Here is a 15,430-nt window from a genome sequence, read left to right on the forward strand (position 1 = left end):
TTAATTTTTTATGATTTTTAGTGTATAAATTTAAGAATCATGACTAATTTATTATCCTCATTATCAAAAACAATTCATGCCTCTCTTGCTATAGCTATCATATTATTCATTGGTTTATTTATGCAAAATGATGGTTTTGCTTTTGATAGAGCGTTTTGGAGCTGGATAGCTAGATATGTACATGTGGTTGTTGGAATAATGTGGATCGGTTTATTATGGTATTTCAATTTTGTTCAAATACCAAATATGGCCAAAATTCCAGATGAACAAAAACCAGCTATTGGAAAAGTAATAGCACCTGCTGCCCTTTTTTATTTTAGATGGGCTGCAGCATTTACAGTTATTTCAGGTTTAATTTTAGCTGGATTAAATGGTTATCTTCATGATGCAATGACTTTAAGTATTGGATCTGGTATTCCAAAACATACTGCTATTGGAATTGGAATGTGGTTAGGTCTTGTTATGGCATTCAATGTTTGGTTTGTTATTTGGCCAAATCAAAAAAGAGCTTTAGGAATAGTTGAGTGTGATCCTGAATTAAAAGCAAAATCAGCTAAAACTGCAATGTTGTTCTCAAGAACAAACACATTACTATCTTTACCAATGTTGTTAACAATGGTAGCAGCGCAAAATTTATATTAAATTAATCTTTATCTTCTCTAAGAACTGTCTTTTGAGTTACATTCAATCTAACTAAAACAGTATTTGCTATATATATTGACGAATAAGTTCCAAAGACAACACCTAAAATCATAGCTAATGAAAAGCCTTTTAATATTTCTCCACCAAAAAAATATATAGCTAACAAAGCTAATAAGGTAGTTACTGATGTGATTACTGTTCTTGAAAGCGTTTCGTTTATTGAGATATTTGTTAATTCAAATATTTTTATATCTGAATATTTTCGTAAATTTTCTCTTACTCTGTCGTAAATTACTACAGTGTCGTTCATGGAGTAACCAACTATAGTCAAAACAGCTGCGATTATTGAGAGATTTATTTCTAAACTGAATAATGAAAAAAAACCAAGTGTTACAAAAACATCATGAAACAAAGCAAATATGGCTCCTAAACTAAATTGCCATTCAAATCTAATCCATATGTAAAATAACATTACAGCTAAAGCAACTGATATAGCTATAATTCCTGATCTTAATAATTCACTACTGACTTTAGGACCAACATTTTCTACTCTTCTAAAATTAAATGTATTACCAAATGAATTTTCTAAATTATTTTTTATCTCTTCAATAATATTTTTCTTTGTATTATTCTCAAATTTTATTAAAAAATCAGTTTCATTACCAAAATTTTTAACCGATACATCACCAAGATCCATATTATTCAAAGAGTCTCTAAGTGAAGAAATATTTATTTTTTTATCTGCAGCTCTTAATTCAATTAATGTTCCACCTTTAAAATCAATACCAAAATTTAATCCTTTAAATACTAACAATAAGATAGACGAAACAACTAAAATTACTGAAACTATATTGAACAGATTATAATACTTATTAAATGATATCATTTTATTAATGTCTCTTTATCTTTATTTTTTGATACATATAAACTAGTTAGCAATCTGGCGATGAAATACACAGAAAATAAAGTCGTAAATATTCCAACACCTAAAGTTATTGAAAAACCTTTAATAGGACCTGAGCCCATAAAAAATAATATTACAGCCGCAAGTAAGGTTGTTATATTAGCATCAATAATTGCAGTTCTCGATTTTGTATAACCACTATCAAATGCAATTATATTATTTTTTTCATTTTTTAATTCTTCTTTTATCCTTTCAAAAATAAGCACGTTCGCATCTACAGCCATACCCACGGTTAATATAATACCAGCAATACCAGGTAAAGTTAATGTTGCTTCAAATAAAGTTAAAACACCCATTAAAATTACTAGATTAAGTATCAATGTAATATTAGTAATTAAACCAAACACTCGATATTTTACGAACATAAAAACTAGAACTAATATTGACCCTATAATTAATGCAAACATACCAGCATCTATAGAATCTTGACCTAAATCAGGACCTACAGTTCGTTCTTCAATAATATTCATTGGAGCAGGTAAAGCACCAGATCTTAATAATAATGCTAAATCTGTAGCTGATTGAAATGTGAAGCCCCCACTTATTTGACCATTTCCGCTGACAATTGCATCTTGAATCACAGGAGCACTTATAATTTTACCATCTAATATAATTGCTAACTGCTTACCAATACCTTTAGAAGTTGCTTTACCAAATCTTTTTGCACCAACTCTATCTAATGTAAATGAAACGACTGTTTCGTTAGTTTGAGTATCCATTCTTGGTTGTGCATCTAATAAATTTTCACCACTTAAAATAATTCTTTTACTAACGAGAACTTCTTCAGAACTATTTTCATAAACAAGTTTTTCCACACCAAATGTTTCTGAGTCATTTTGTGTAACAAATCTGAAAGTTAAGTTAGCTGTTTTACCTAATAAAGATTTTATTCTCATTGGATCATCAAGACCAGGTAACTCAACTAAAATTCTATTGTTGCCTCTTTTTAAAATGTTTGGTTCATTTGTGCCTATTTCATCTATACGTCTTCTAACAATTTCGATTGCTTGATCTTGTGATGAGGTTTTTAATTCAATTAAACCTTGCTTAGAGAATGATAATTTTAATCTACTGATTTCATCAATTATATCTAATTGATGTGATTTAAATCTTGGATAGTAAGGATTAATTTCACTTTCCTCATTTTTAAAAGAAGCTATAATTTTTTCTTTATCTAAATCATCAACTTTAAAATAAATGCTTTCTTCTTCTATTGAGATATCAAATAAATTTATATTATTATCTTTGAAATAACTTCTTATTGTTGTCGTTAAATTTTGAAGTTTCTGTTGAACTACAGGTTTATTATCAATTTCTAACAATAAATAAGACCCACCTTGCAAGTCTAAACCTAAGTTTATTTTTTTATTAATAGTTTGATTAGAAAAACTTATAAAATTTGAAGATAATATAAAAATAAATACTAATATAAAAATTAATATAGATACAATTCTAGATTTAGAAAAATATAACACTTAATATGAATTAAATTATTTTTTAACTTCTGGTGTACCCACTAAAGACTGAATTCCAGTAGCCTTAATAATTTCAACTTTAACATTTTCAGCTATCTCAACTTCAACTCTTTCATTATCAATAACTCTTTCAATAGTTCCTGTTATTCCTCCAGAAGTAATAACTTTGTCACCCTTTTTTAAGTTTTCAACCATAGCCTTATGTTCTTTAACTTTTTTTTGCTGTGGTCTGATAAGAAAAAAGTAAAAAATTACAAATATTAAAATTAATGGTATAAATTGACCTATTCCTGAACCTTCCATAATTCTCCTTTAAATGATGATGATTTTTATACTATCTAATTAATGAAAACAACTTTAATTGGAAGATATTTTGTCCATATTGTTCATATAGGGTCTAAGTACTTTAGGAATTACAATTGAACCATCTTTTTGTTGGTAATTTTCCATTATAGCTATCATAGTTCTACCAACAGCTAAACCACTACCATTTAAAGTGCCTACATATAAAGTTTCTTTTTTATCATTTTTGTATCTAGATTTCATTCGATTAGCCTGAAATGTTGAGCATGATGAACAAGAAGAAATTTCTCTATATTTATTTTCAGAGGGCAACCATACTTCGATGTCGTATGTTTTTTCTGCACTAAAACCCATATCGCCGGTACATAAAATAACTTTTCTATATGGAAGTTCTAACTGATCTAAAATATCAGTTGCACAATTAGTCATACGCTCTAATTCCTCTAAACAATTTTGATTTTCAACTATGCTTACCATTTCAACTTTATAAAATTGATGTTGTCTAATCATTCCTTTTGTATCTTTGCCGTAGCTACCAGCTTCTTTACGAAAACATGGTGTTGCAGCTACTAATCTCATTGGTAAATTTGATTTATTTATAATTTGGTTTTTAACTATATTAGTTAAAATAACTTCAGCTGTTGGTATTAAAAATTTTCTATCTGACCCCTCTTCCATTTTTAATTCAAATTGATCATTTTCAAACTTAGGTAATTGACCGGTGCCATACATTGTGTTTGCTGATGCCATTAAAGGAGGTGATATTTCTTGATAAGAATTTTTATGTATATGAGTATCTAGCATGAAATTAGTAATGGCTCTTTCCATTAATGCTAACTTATCTTTAACAAATACAAATCTAGCACCAGTTGTTTTAGTAGCTAAATCAAAATCTAACATGCCTAGTTTTTCACCTAATTCATAATGAGAAATGGGTTTAAAATCGAATTCAGGAATTTTACCTGATTTTGAAACCTCTACATTTTCATTCTCATCTTTTCCTAAAGGTACATCTGCGTGTGGAATATTTGGGATAGAAGATAAAATTGTCTCTAATTTATTTTTAATTTCAGATTGCTTTTCTGAGTATTTGTCAATTTCTGATGAAATTTCTTTTGATCTTTTGAACAAATTTTGATCTTTTGATTTTGAAATTTCTTTTTTTTCTTGCTCAAGTGTTTCTTTTTTTTGAATTAATTCTCTATTTTCCTCATCAAGTTTTTTTATTTCATTTATATCAATATCAAAAAATCTTTTTTTTAAACTTTCTTCAAAAAATTGTAAGTCTTTTCTAATATCTTTAATATTATGCATCAGCTTCTTCTTGTTCTAATTTTTTTTTCTCAATTAAATTTACAGAAAATATTGATAACTCATACAATATTAATAATGGTATTGCTAATCCGATTTGAGTTATAGGGTCAGGAGGTGTTAATATTGCTGCTGCTGCAAAAATTATAACAACAACATATTTTCTTCTAGTTCTTAAAAAATCAGAATCTACAATGCCAATTCTTGCTAATAAACTTAAAACAACAGGTAACTGAAAACTAATTCCAAATGCAAAAATTAATTTCATTACTAAAGATAAATATTCGTTAACTTTAGCTTCAAGTTGAATTGGCAAATTAGTAGAGGCACCTGTACTTTCAAAAGATAAAAAGAACTTAATAGCTAAAGGCATAATTAAATAATAAACAAGCATGCCACCTAAAAAAAATAATATTGGTGTTAGTATTAAATATGGCATAATTGCTTTTTTTTCATGTTTATAAAGACCTGGCGCAACAAATTTCCAAATCTGCATTAATATGTATGGACATGTAACAAAAAAAGCTGTGAAAAAAGAAACTTTTAAATAAGTAAGAAAAGTTTCTTGTAGAGCGGTAAAAATCAATCTTCTATTTGAATTATCATCTTTAACAGCTTGTGCAAATGGATCAACGAGAAAACCATAAATATACTCTGAAAAGAAATAACAAATTACAAAAAATATAATTAAAAAAATAAAACTATGGATTAGCCTTTGTCTTAATTCGGCTAAATGACTTACAAAACCACCTTCAAATTTATCTTCACTCATCTTTTTTTATTTTTTCATCTTTATCTTTTTTGTCAGTCTCATCTGGCTCAATATTTATATTTGAAACTTCATCTTGAATATTATTAATATATCTTTTTGTTGAGCCGATCCATGATCCAACTTTTTTCAACATTATAGGAAAGTCTTTGGGTCCAAGAACAATTATAGCTAGGGCAACTACTATTAAAATCTCAAACCAACCGATAGTAGGCATGCGATTTAATCTTTATTGTTGGAGTCTTGGTTATTACTGTTTTGATTATTATCAGAAATGTTTTTAGGCTCATTATCATCTACATCTGATGCCATACCTTTTTTGAAACTTTTAATTCCTTTAGCTACATCGCCCATTAAGCTTGAAATTTTACCTCTTCCAAAAAGAAGAACTACTAAGATAACTATAATAACTATTTGCCAAATTCCGATACTCATAAAATGTTTATAGCCTTTTTATAGTTAAAATAAAAGTATCAATTTTCATCTTCCTCTTTCTTAAGAGTACTGTTGAGCATTTCGTCAATATTTGAGTAGATATCTTCTTTTTTTTCATCTTGTTTTTCTTTGTAGAATTTTCCTGTACCGAAAATTGCATTATCTACACTTGATGTATCTATTAATCCCGCAGCACCTAATTCATCAACAGTAGGTAAATCAGATAATTTTTGAAGGTTGAAATGACTCAAAAAATCATCAGTTGTAACGTATTGAATTGGTTTTCCTGGAACATCTTTTCTGCCACCAGGTTTAACCCAATTTAACTCCATAAGTATTTCAAGTGTATTAGTACCAAAAGCAACACCCCTGATTTCTTCTATTTCTGCTCTTGTAACAGGTTGATGATAAACAATTATTGCCAATGTTTCTATCGCAGCTTTTGATAATTTTTTTTCTACAGTTTTTTCTTTGGACATTAAACTCGATAAATTTTGTGCAGTTCTAAATGACCATTTTTTAGAAATACAAACTAGATTTATTCCTTTCGAAGAGTACTCATCTTGTAATTTTTCCAAGGTTTTTTTTACATTACCTTTACTAGAAACTTTATTTTCAATTGTTTCTAAATCTAATGGTTCTGCTGCTGCAAAAATAATAGCTTCAATTTCTCTTTCCAAGTTAGATCTTTTAGATGGAAATTTAACTACATTATCTTTTTTTTCTAATTTTTCTTTTTTCATCTGTTTTCTTTAATATAAATTTTCTCAAATAAATCTTCTTGTTTGATTGATAAATTTCCTTCTTTAACTAGTTCCAATGATCCTGCAAATATTCCAGCTTTACCAGTTCTTTTAAAATTTTTACCATCTTTAAAATTCTTTGGAATTAATTCTTCTAAATCTTTCCAATCTAAAAGTTTTCCAAAAAATTCTTTAATTCTTTTTATACCATCTTCAGTAGTATAAACAGGCAATTTAGGAATATTCATTCTTTGAAAATCTTTTGTCATAATTATGTTTGCATAAGTTTTCAAAATTTCAAACAAATTAAGTTTATATTCAGAATTATAAATTGATCTTATATTTGCTTTCATTCCTCTTGTTCTAATTTCTCTTCCTAATCTTTTTCTTTTTAACATTTGATCAGACAAAAGTCTGATTAATTCTAATTTTTTTAATTGTAATTTTAATTTTTCAGCCACCTCTTGAACTTTAAATTCCTCTTCAGGTGTGCCTGGTAATAGTAATTTAGATTTAAGATATGCAAGCCAAGTAGCCATTAATAAATATTCAGAGGCAATTTCTAAATTTAAATTAGAATTTTCTTTAATGTAAACATTAAATTGATCAGCTAATTTTGTTATAGAGATTTGTTCTAAATCAACTTTCTGTGCTTTTGCAAGATCAAGTAAAACTTCAAGAGAACCTTGATAGTTACTGATATCAACATTGAAAAGATCTGAATCAACTTCGCTCATTAAAATATCTTATCTTAAAATCTTATAAAATTCTGAAGTTTTTTGAATTATAAAACTATTTACTAATGGCGAGTTTGACGCAACTGTTATCATTTCATTTATTTTACCATTGCAATGAAGAGCAATATTACAACCTGAGCTGAATGTTTTGATAGTATTAAATTTTAAATCTTTTTTTAAACTTTTCATTGATAAATCATCAGAAATCAAAATTTTTTTAAAGCCAATTTTATTTCTGATAAGTTTAATAACTTTTTCTGAGTGTGTTGCTGTATTAAATTTATCAATATCATCATAAATCACATGTGCTGTCATAGCAAAAAAACTTTTCTTATTTCTAAATGGCGAAAAATCACTAGTTATTAGTTTAGATAATTTTTTCTTAACTGTTGGTGTAAAAAGGTGGCTATCAACTTTGGCTTCACCATGACCTGGTATATGTTTTATTACAGTTCCTATTGAATTATTATGAAAATATTTAATACAAAGATCACCTATTTCTGAAACAATTTTAGGTTCTTTTGAAAAAGATCTATCTCCTATTATATTACTAGAACCTTTAATTCTAATATCTAAAACTGGTAATGTGTTAATATTTGCTCCAATTAGTTTTAATAGATGAGATATTTGATCAACAAACATTTTATATATTATATTAAATCTAAACTTATCTTTTTTATACAAATCTCCAAAATATTCAGATGTAAATGTATTAAATGACATAATATTATTTAATCTATTCACTCTGCCACCTTCTTGATCAATTAAAATTGGATAATTGTTATCTCTAAAAATCTTTTTTATATGGTCAGTTAGTTTTTTTGTTTGTGGTATATCTTTTATATTCCTTGAAAAAAGAATAATACCCCATGGTTTATATTTTTTTAAGAATTTTATTTCAGATGAATTAAGTTTAAATGATTTAATACCTGTTATAAAAGCTCTTCTAGTCTTTATCATCATCTAATAATTTCCAAAAATTAAATTTCTTTTTTTTTTTTGTATTTTGCTTAACATATTCGACGACATTGTTTGTATCACTCTCTAATACAGGAAGTTTAGACGAATAATTTTCTATTTTATTATTAATGTTATTTAAAGATCTGTAAGATTTTTTTTTAAATTCATCTGAAAAATAATATTTACCTGTAAAAAAAAGAAATAAAAAAGTTATAATTGTAAAAATTAAATATTTTATTTCTTTCAGCATTACATTTTCTCAGGTGTTGAAACTCCCACAACTCCCATTCCAGATTTTATCAAATTTGAAATAACCTTTAAAAAAACTAATTTTTCATCAGATATTTCTTTATTTTCATTAATGAATCTTTTTTCTGGATTATCTTTACCTAAATTCCAGTATGAATGAAATTCAGATGAAAGTTCATATAAATAACTAGGCACCCTATGAGGTTCAAGCTTCTTACATGAAGTATCAATACATTTTGGCCATTCAGAAATTTTCTTTAATATTTTTATTTCTTCTTTTGAATATTTAAAATCAAAATTTTTTATATTTAAATCTTGATTGATATCTTTACCTATGTGCCGAAATACAGATGAAATTCTAGCATATGCATATTGCACATAGTATAGGGGATTATCTTTTGATTTTTCAATTACGTTATCGAAATCAAAATCTAACTCAACATCACTACTTCTGTTTAACATAATAAATCTAGTAGCATCTTTACCAACTTCATTAATTAAATCATCTACAGTAATATAATCCCCTTTTCGTTTTGACATCTTAAAAGGTTTGTTATCTTTAATTAATTTAACTAACTGGCTAACTTTACAAATTAATTTATTCTTAGAGTTTGAGAGCGCATCAACAGAAGAGGTAATTCTCTTAATATAACCAGCATGATCAGCACCAAGTATGTTGATTAAATAATCAAATTTTCTATCTAACTTATTTTTATGATAAGCAACATCACTAGCAAAATATGTCCATGATCCATCAGATTTTTGTAAAGCTCTATCCTTATCGTCTCCAAAATCTGTTGATTTAAAAAGTAACTGATCACGTTCCACCCAATTTTTATTATCTTCTCCTTCGGGGGCTTTGATTTTTCCTGTATAAACAAAGTTATTCTTAGTTAGATATTTAATGACATCTTGAACTTCATTATTTGCAACCAATTTTTTTTCACTTACAAAATTATCATGAATAATGCCAAGACTTTCTAAATTTTTCTTGATCAGTTTTAAAGCTTGTTCGATTGATAATTCAGTAAGCTTACTAGAAATTTTCTCATAATTTTTAAAATCTATATCTTTATTCTCAGATGAAATATTTTTTGCAAAATCAATTAAATAATCACCGGGATATAAATCCTCGTTATCAATTGGAAATTTTTCACTGAATAAAATTTCTCTAATTCTAAAATAAACAGACTTAGTAAAATTTATTATCTGATTTCCATAATCATTTACGTAATATTCTTTTGTTACTTTATGATTATTGAATAATAAAACATTAGAAATAACATCACCTAATATGGCACCTCTACAATGGCCTACATGTAATGGTCCTGTTGGGTTAGCAGATACAAATTCAACTAGATAATTATTTTTTTTTTCTTTTTCATTTTTCCCAAAAGATTTTGAATTTTCTAATATCTCTTTTGAAAAATTGGTCCAAAATTCACGTTTTAAATTGATATTAATAAATCCTGGCTTAACTACTTCAGCCTTTTCAATCATCTCGTCATTTTCAACTAAAGATTTGGATATTACGTTTCCAAGATCTATTGGAGATTTTTTGTTTGCTTTAGACAGTACCATTGCAACATTAGTAGAAATATCACAATCAAATTTTGCAGGTGGTATTTCTGCATTTATACCGTCTAAATTTTCGGGTAAAATAATTTCATTATTTTTTGACAAAGAACTCAGTACATCTTTAATTTTATCTAAATATAAATCAAAAATATTCATTTAAGACCTTTGTTTAAATTAATTGCATATCTGTCTGTCATACCAGAAATATAATCTGCTATTGCTCTGTATTTATTCTCAGAAAGTTGTTTTTTAGGAATATATTTAAGAGGTTTTTTTTTAATTTTATCAAATAAAATCTTAATAATTTTTTTTCCATTATTATTTTTTAGCAAAACATTTTTATTATCATACATATTTATTCTTAAAAAAAATCTGATTTCATCTAATGAGGATTGCATTGCATTTGAAAAATTAACAAGCATTTTGTCAGCCTTTTTGACATCATTTATTGTTTTAATTCTATCATTTTTAAGATTTTTTTGAGTATTCATTATTAAATCTTTGATCATTAAATCTATTGAGTCTCTTATAATTTGATAAATAGCAATTTTATAATTGGTCTTATTTATTTTATTTTTGTATTTTTTATAAATATCTTTAAAAAATTTAATTTCAATTAACTCTTCTAATTTGAATAAATTTGCTTTTATACCATCCTGGATATCATGATTATTATAAGCAATATCATCTGATATAGCTGAAATTTGAGCTTCTAAAGAAGGCTGATTTTTATAAGTAATCATATTTTTAAACGATCGAAGTCCAATTAATTGATTTACTAAATTAATATCTTTTGGAGGACCATTATGTTTTAATAAACCATCTAAAGTTTCAATTGTAAGATTTAAACCGTCAAACTTAAGATATTTATTTTCAAGAAACATAATAATTCTCAATGTTTGCAAGTTATGATCAAAACCACCATAATTTTCCATGCATTCACTTAATGCATCTTCACCAGCATGCCCAAAAGGTGTATGTCCTAGGTCATGAGCAAGACTTAAAGTTTCTGCTAAATCTTCATTCAATTTTAGATATTTTGAAATGGATCTTGCTATCTGAGCAACTTCAATTGAATGCGTAATTCTAGTTCTAAAATGATCGCCTTCCGTATTAACAAAAACCTGAGTTTTATGTTTTAATCTTCTAAATGAAGCACTATGAATAATTCTATCTCTATCCCTTTGAAATGGAGATCTGTATTTAGAAAGTGATTCTTTAAATAATCTCCCTTTACTTTTGAATTCCCCGATGTTTGAGTAATTTTTCATTCTTTAAATTTACAAATTTAGTATTATATTAGTAATAACAGTGTTCATTTATGATTAAAGAAATTAAATTTACTGATAAAGCGTTAAAACAAATAACTAATTTGTTATCAAAAAAAGATAAGGGAAGTTTTTTTAGAATCGCTATTAAAGGTGGTGGTTGCTCTGGTTTTCAATATGAATTCACTTTTGATCAGAGTAAAAATGAAGATGATTTTAATTATGAAAATATCTTAATTGATAAGACTTCTGCAGATTTGTTAAAAGGCTCAGAAGTAGATTATGTATCTGAATTAATTGGTGAACAGTTTAAAATTACTAACCCACAAACAAAATCTTCTTGTGGTTGTGGTGTTTCTTTTTCTCTTTAATGAAAATTTCATCTTGGAATGTCAATTCTGTCAGAGCTCGAATAGAAAATATAAAGAGTTATTTACTTAAATATAAGCCTGAAATTTTAATGATGCAGGAGATTAAAACTGAAGATGTTAATTTTCCTTATGATGATTTCGCTTCTATGGATTACGAGTGTCATGTTTTTGGACAGAAGAGTTATAATGGTGTTGCAATAATTTCAAAAAATAAGCTTTCGAATATTAGAACAGATTTAATTAAAGATAAATTAAAGCAATCAAGAATTATTTCTGCTGAACTTGAGTATAAAAAAAAGAAAATTCAGTTAATAAATATTTACACTCCAAATGGTAATCCAGTTGATACAGAAAAATATGAATATAAAAAAGATTGGATAAATCAACTAATCAAACAACTTAAGTCTTTAAGCAAAAAAAATTCAAATATTATTCTAGCTGGTGATTTTAATATAATTCCTTCTGCTGAAGATGTTTATAATCCAAAAAGCTTCGAAGATGATGCATTATTTAGATTGGAAATAAGAAAAAAATATAGAGAGATGTTAAATCTTGGTCTTAATGATGTGTATAGACATTTTTATGAAGACAAAGAAGGATATACTTTTTGGGATTATATGAGAGGTGCTTGGCAAAAGAATAATGGCATGAGAATTGACCATTTCTTAGTATCAAATTCTTTAATAGATAGTGTTAAAGAGATTAATATAAATAAAGACCCAAGGGGCAGAGAAAAACCATCTGACCACACACCGGTTGAGATTATTTTAGCTTAGAGATTTAATCTTATTAACTAATTCTTCGTTAATATTTCTTGGACTAGTATCCAATCTATTTTTATGTCTTCTTTCACCAGGAAGCCTTACTTCACCCATGGATTTCATTTTTTCAAAAAATTCTTCTGAATGTTTTTGCCAATCAGTACCTGAAGTGTTGTTTGGGCAAATTGCTAGAATAAATTCTCCCCCACTTGGTGGTCCTCCATCATTATTATCTTTTGCAGCTGTTTCGTAACTAAAATTATCACCAACTAAAGCACCTGCCATTAATTCAACCATCATTGCAATTGCTGAGCCTTTGTAACCACCAAAAGGTAATAATACGCCGCCATCTGCAATTTCTCCTGGATCTGTTGTTTCTTTACCATCTTTAGTTAATCCTGTGCCTAAAGGAACTTTATGACCTTCTCTTTTAGCAACTTGAACTTCACCCATAGCCATTGAAGCTGTAGCCATATCATAAACTACAGGAGTTTTTCCTGGTCTAGGCCATGCAAATGAAATTGGATTTGTTCCAAACAAAGGTTTGATTGCACCAGCTGGAGCAACAGCCGGCTTATAAGATGTACATGCAAATGCTACTAAACCTTCTTCAGCTAATTTTTCTGTCTCTGGCCACATAGCAGCCATGTGATGAGAATTGTTTATTGCTAAAACGGCTACACCATTTTCTTTAGCTGCTTTAACAAGTTCTGGTAATCCTTTATTTAAAACTACTGGGGCTAAACTATTATTTCCTTCAACTTTTATAACTGAAGGTGAAATCTTTTTTACTTCAGGTTTTCCTTTTCCATTTATCTTACCGCTTTTTAATCCAGAAACATAAGCTGGCAATCTAAAGAGACCATGAGATAAAGAACCATCTCTTTCAGCATTTCTAATTAAATCTGCAAGAATAGATGCTGTATCTTCATCACATCCATTAGCTAATAAAGTTTTTTTAGCTAAATCAAATATTTCATCTAGTGTTAGGGAAACTGTACTCATCCCATTATTAGATATTATTTATGGCTAAAGATCAATTTTTATTTAACAACCTTTAAAAGATTTTGACATGTTGTTAATTAAATCAAAATATAAATCTTTGCCTGGGTTAAGCGTAGCTCCTAAAGGATCTATAACGCCAGTTTGAATATTCATATCTTTAGCAACTGCTTTGATTATATCAGGGTTAAATTGAGGCTCAGAAAATACACAACTTACTTTGTCATGTTCAATTATTTCTCTAATTTCTGCTAATTGCTCTGCTCCAGGCATAACATCAGTATTTACAGTGAAAGCACCTAATACATTTATATCAAATCTTTTTTCAAAGTATTGATAAGCATCATGAAAAACGATTGATTTGAAATTTTTGTTTAATTCAGATTTAACTTTCTTAGTTAGTTTATCTAAATCTTTATGTGCTTTTTTTAAGTTTGCTTTATATTTAGCCTCATTTTTTTGATCATTTTCGATCAAGTGCTCTGCCATTTCACTTAAAATCACTTTCGCATTCATTGGATCCAACCAAATATGTGGATCATATTCACCATGTGCATGTCCTTCATGGCCGTGATCATCATGATCGTGATCATCATGGTCATCTTCTTTATGACCCTCTTTATCATGATCGTGATCATCATGGTCATCTTCTTTTTTTGCATGATCATCATGTTCATCAAAAATATTTCTTTCTCTGAATTCTAATTTTGTTAATCCTTTAATTTCTAATAATTCTATCTTTTCAGCTTTTTTCGCTATTGAATTTAATGGTTTTTCTAAAAAATTTTCCAAATCTTCTCCAACCCAGAATATCAAATCAGCATTTTGTAACATTTTTGCATGTGACGGCTTCAATGCAAATCCATGAGGAGATGCGTATCCATCTACAATTAAATCAGGTTTACCTACACCATCCATCAAATAACTTACCAATGAATGAATTGGTTTGATTGAAGCTACTACTTTAATTTCAGCTTTTGCAGGTACAATAATTGTTAAGAGTGATAAAATAGTTAAGATAAATGTGAATTTTTTAATGTTTTTCATATGTTGTATTATTAAATTGTTATAATATAACATTATGTAATAATATAACAATTATAAGTCAATATATAAAATGAGTTCTAAAAATATTCTAGTAAAATTAGAAAATGCTGGATTTAAAATTAAAGATAAAATTCTTGTTGAGGGAATTTCTTTAAGTGTTGAAAAAGGAAAAATTGTAACTCTTATTGGTCCCAATGGATCAGGAAAAAGTACAACTGCAAAAATAGCACTTGGTATTTATAAAAATATTGAGGGTAAAGTTGAAAAATTTACTAATAAAATTGGATACGTACCTCAAAAAATATCTATTGACTGGACTTTACCTTTAAGAGTTAAAGATTTTATGAATCTGACTGAAAGTATAAATGATGAACAAATTAATGAGGCTTTAGGTTTGACAGGAGTTCTTCATTTAAAAAATAATAATCTAGGTAATCTTTCTGGAGGAGAATTTCAAAGAGTATTACTTGCAAGAGCAATATCTAAAAAACCAGAACTTTTAGTTTTAGATGAACCAGTTCAAGGTGTCGATTATACTGGTGAAATTGCTCTATATGAATTAATCAAAAAAATTTCAGATGAATTAAAGTGTGGAATTCTATTAATTTCACATGATCTTCATACCGTTATGAGTGCTACAGATCATGTAGTTTGTTTAAATGGTCATGTTTGTTGTTCTGGTTCACCAATAGATGTTGCATCAAATCATGAATATAAAGCCTTATTTGGTGAGCAAGCTTCAAAAACTCTTGCTTTATATGAACATAATCATGATCATGTTCATTCAAATGATGGTGAAATAAAAAAAAATTAAA

19 protein-coding genes are annotated in these 15,430 nt (G+C 27.5%); 4 read left to right on the forward strand and 15 right to left on the reverse strand.

Annotated features, from left to right (window positions below; translation table 11 throughout):
- The first annotated feature begins 39 nt into the window (after positions 1 to 39).
- Positions 40 to 642, forward strand: a complete 603-nt coding sequence (locus ACTT9U_RS04820; RefSeq protein ID WP_440932049.1) for a urate hydroxylase PuuD — start codon at positions 40 to 42, stop codon at positions 640 to 642.
- A 1-nt stretch (position 643) separates the two neighbouring features.
- Here ACTT9U_RS04820 and secF read toward each other — a convergent pair whose 3' ends face one another.
- Genes secF through ACTT9U_RS04885 form a run of 13 tightly spaced genes read right to left on the reverse strand, consistent with a single transcriptional unit; the run spans position 644 to position 11,437 of the window.
- A complete protein-coding gene (gene secF, locus ACTT9U_RS04825; RefSeq protein WP_440932050.1) occupies positions 644 to 1,528 on the reverse strand; it encodes a protein translocase subunit SecF in 885 nt (294 codons plus the stop codon).
- Entirely contained in the window at positions 1,525 to 3,081 is a 1,557-nt protein-coding gene (gene secD / locus ACTT9U_RS04830) for a protein translocase subunit SecD (RefSeq protein ID WP_440932051.1), read from the reverse strand. The genes secF and secD overlap by 4 nt, the downstream gene beginning before the upstream one ends.
- A gap of 15 nt (positions 3,082 to 3,096) precedes the next feature.
- Positions 3,097 to 3,384 carry a preprotein translocase subunit YajC gene (yajC, locus tag ACTT9U_RS04835; protein WP_014953230.1) on the reverse strand — a complete coding sequence of 96 codons (288 nt, stop codon included), beginning with the start codon at positions 3,382 to 3,384 and terminating at the stop codon, positions 3,097 to 3,099.
- Positions 3,385 to 3,438: 54 nt separating this feature from the next.
- Entirely contained in the window at positions 3,439 to 4,698 is a 1,260-nt protein-coding gene (gene serS, locus ACTT9U_RS04840) for a serine--tRNA ligase (RefSeq protein WP_440932052.1), read from the reverse strand.
- Positions 4,691 to 5,467, reverse strand: coding sequence for a twin-arginine translocase subunit TatC (tatC, locus tag ACTT9U_RS04845; protein WP_014953228.1), 777 nt, complete (start codon positions 5,465 to 5,467; stop codon positions 4,691 to 4,693). The genes serS and tatC overlap by 8 nt, the downstream gene beginning before the upstream one ends.
- Complete coding sequence (gene tatB / locus ACTT9U_RS04850; RefSeq protein ID WP_440932053.1) at positions 5,460 to 5,681, reverse strand: Sec-independent protein translocase protein TatB; 222 nt, start codon at positions 5,679 to 5,681, stop codon at positions 5,460 to 5,462. Before tatB ends, tatC begins: the two co-directional genes overlap by 8 nt.
- 5 nt (positions 5,682 to 5,686) lie before the next feature.
- Positions 5,687 to 5,899 (reverse strand): twin-arginine translocase TatA/TatE family subunit, encoded by a 213-nt coding sequence (tatA, locus tag ACTT9U_RS04855; protein WP_440932054.1) that lies wholly within the window; start codon positions 5,897 to 5,899, stop codon positions 5,687 to 5,689.
- Positions 5,900 to 5,937: 38 nt separating this feature from the next.
- Positions 5,938 to 6,642 (reverse strand): SMC-Scp complex subunit ScpB, encoded by a 705-nt coding sequence (scpB, locus tag ACTT9U_RS04860; protein ID WP_440932055.1) that lies wholly within the window; start codon positions 6,640 to 6,642, stop codon positions 5,938 to 5,940.
- Entirely contained in the window at positions 6,639 to 7,379 is a 741-nt protein-coding gene (locus ACTT9U_RS04865) for a segregation and condensation protein A (RefSeq protein ID WP_440932056.1), read from the reverse strand. Before ACTT9U_RS04865 ends, scpB begins: the two co-directional genes overlap by 4 nt.
- Before the next feature lie 9 nt (positions 7,380 to 7,388).
- Entirely contained in the window at positions 7,389 to 8,342 is a 954-nt protein-coding gene (locus tag ACTT9U_RS04870) for a glycoside hydrolase family 3 N-terminal domain-containing protein (RefSeq protein WP_440932057.1), read from the reverse strand.
- The gene (locus ACTT9U_RS04875) at positions 8,326 to 8,589 is read right to left on the reverse strand and encodes a hypothetical protein (RefSeq protein ID WP_440932058.1); all 264 of its coding nucleotides are present in this window, start codon (positions 8,587 to 8,589) and stop codon (positions 8,326 to 8,328) included. Before ACTT9U_RS04875 ends, ACTT9U_RS04870 begins: the two co-directional genes overlap by 17 nt.
- Entirely contained in the window at positions 8,589 to 10,322 is a 1,734-nt protein-coding gene (argS, locus tag ACTT9U_RS04880) for an arginine--tRNA ligase (RefSeq protein ID WP_440932059.1), read from the reverse strand. The genes ACTT9U_RS04875 and argS overlap by 1 nt, the downstream gene beginning before the upstream one ends.
- Complete coding sequence (locus ACTT9U_RS04885; RefSeq protein WP_440932060.1) at positions 10,319 to 11,437, reverse strand: deoxyguanosinetriphosphate triphosphohydrolase; 1,119 nt, start codon at positions 11,435 to 11,437, stop codon at positions 10,319 to 10,321. Before ACTT9U_RS04885 ends, argS begins: the two co-directional genes overlap by 4 nt.
- 50 nt (positions 11,438 to 11,487) lie before the next feature.
- On the opposite strand from ACTT9U_RS04885, the gene ACTT9U_RS04890 reads away from it, so the two are divergent.
- Together ACTT9U_RS04890 and xth are read left to right on the forward strand one after the other, a co-directional pair.
- Positions 11,488 to 11,805, forward strand: coding sequence for a HesB/IscA family protein (locus ACTT9U_RS04890; protein WP_440932061.1), 318 nt, complete (start codon positions 11,488 to 11,490; stop codon positions 11,803 to 11,805).
- Complete coding sequence (gene xth, locus ACTT9U_RS04895; RefSeq protein ID WP_440932062.1) at positions 11,805 to 12,581, forward strand: exodeoxyribonuclease III; 777 nt, start codon at positions 11,805 to 11,807, stop codon at positions 12,579 to 12,581. Before ACTT9U_RS04890 ends, xth begins: the two co-directional genes overlap by 1 nt.
- Here xth and ACTT9U_RS04900 read toward each other — a convergent pair.
- Together ACTT9U_RS04900 and znuA are read right to left on the reverse strand one after the other, a co-directional pair.
- Positions 12,573 to 13,571, reverse strand: coding sequence for an Ldh family oxidoreductase (locus ACTT9U_RS04900; RefSeq protein ID WP_440932063.1), 999 nt, complete (start codon positions 13,569 to 13,571; stop codon positions 12,573 to 12,575). The genes xth and ACTT9U_RS04900 overlap by 9 nt on opposite strands.
- Positions 13,572 to 13,613: 42 nt before the next feature.
- Positions 13,614 to 14,615 (reverse strand): zinc ABC transporter substrate-binding protein ZnuA, encoded by a 1,002-nt coding sequence (gene znuA, locus ACTT9U_RS04905; RefSeq protein WP_440932064.1) that lies wholly within the window; start codon positions 14,613 to 14,615, stop codon positions 13,614 to 13,616.
- A gap of 70 nt (positions 14,616 to 14,685) precedes the next feature.
- Here znuA and ACTT9U_RS04910 point away from each other — a divergent pair, with 70 nt between their 5' ends.
- Complete coding sequence (locus ACTT9U_RS04910) at positions 14,686 to 15,429, forward strand: ATP-binding cassette domain-containing protein (RefSeq protein WP_440932065.1); 744 nt, start codon at positions 14,686 to 14,688, stop codon at positions 15,427 to 15,429.
- Position 15,430: the final 1 nt, after the last annotated feature.

The sequence above is a fragment of the Candidatus Pelagibacter sp. genome, from assembly GCF_052049975.1.
GTDB lineage: Bacteria > Pseudomonadota > Alphaproteobacteria > Pelagibacterales > Pelagibacteraceae > Pelagibacter.

What these genes read in the sequence shown, in the direction of transcription:
- ACTT9U_RS04820 (WP_440932049.1), top strand. Translation starts at nt 40, where the DNA reads ATGACTAATTTATTATCCTCATTATCAAAAACAATTCATGCCTCTCTT.
- secF (WP_440932050.1), bottom strand. Translation starts at nt 1,528, where the DNA reads ATGATATCATTTAATAAGTATTATAATCTGTTCAATATAGTTTCAGTA.
- yajC (WP_014953230.1), bottom strand. Translation starts at nt 3,384, where the DNA reads ATGGAAGGTTCAGGAATAGGTCAATTTATACCATTAATTTTAATATTT.
- serS (WP_440932052.1), bottom strand. Translation starts at nt 4,698, where the DNA reads ATGCATAATATTAAAGATATTAGAAAAGACTTACAATTTTTTGAAGAA.
- tatC (WP_014953228.1), bottom strand. Translation starts at nt 5,467, where the DNA reads ATGAGTGAAGATAAATTTGAAGGTGGTTTTGTAAGTCATTTAGCCGAA.
- tatB (WP_440932053.1), bottom strand. Translation starts at nt 5,681, where the DNA reads ATGCCTACTATCGGTTGGTTTGAGATTTTAATAGTAGTTGCCCTAGCT.
- tatA (WP_440932054.1), bottom strand. Translation starts at nt 5,899, where the DNA reads ATGAGTATCGGAATTTGGCAAATAGTTATTATAGTTATCTTAGTAGTT.
- scpB (WP_440932055.1), bottom strand. Translation starts at nt 6,642, where the DNA reads ATGAAAAAAGAAAAATTAGAAAAAAAAGATAATGTAGTTAAATTTCCA.
- ACTT9U_RS04865 (WP_440932056.1), bottom strand. Translation starts at nt 7,379, where the DNA reads ATGAGCGAAGTTGATTCAGATCTTTTCAATGTTGATATCAGTAACTAT.
- ACTT9U_RS04870 (WP_440932057.1), bottom strand. Translation starts at nt 8,342, where the DNA reads ATGATGATAAAGACTAGAAGAGCTTTTATAACAGGTATTAAATCATTT.
- ACTT9U_RS04875 (WP_440932058.1), bottom strand. Translation starts at nt 8,589, where the DNA reads ATGCTGAAAGAAATAAAATATTTAATTTTTACAATTATAACTTTTTTA.
- argS (WP_440932059.1), bottom strand. Translation starts at nt 10,322, where the DNA reads ATGAATATTTTTGATTTATATTTAGATAAAATTAAAGATGTACTGAGT.
- ACTT9U_RS04885 (WP_440932060.1), bottom strand. Translation starts at nt 11,437, where the DNA reads ATGAAAAATTACTCAAACATCGGGGAATTCAAAAGTAAAGGGAGATTA.
- ACTT9U_RS04890 (WP_440932061.1), top strand. Translation starts at nt 11,488, where the DNA reads ATGATTAAAGAAATTAAATTTACTGATAAAGCGTTAAAACAAATAACT.
- xth (WP_440932062.1), top strand. Translation starts at nt 11,805, where the DNA reads ATGAAAATTTCATCTTGGAATGTCAATTCTGTCAGAGCTCGAATAGAA.
- ACTT9U_RS04900 (WP_440932063.1), bottom strand. Translation starts at nt 13,571, where the DNA reads ATGAGTACAGTTTCCCTAACACTAGATGAAATATTTGATTTAGCTAAA.
- znuA (WP_440932064.1), bottom strand. Translation starts at nt 14,615, where the DNA reads ATGAAAAACATTAAAAAATTCACATTTATCTTAACTATTTTATCACTC.
- ACTT9U_RS04910 (WP_440932065.1), top strand. Translation starts at nt 14,686, where the DNA reads ATGAGTTCTAAAAATATTCTAGTAAAATTAGAAAATGCTGGATTTAAA.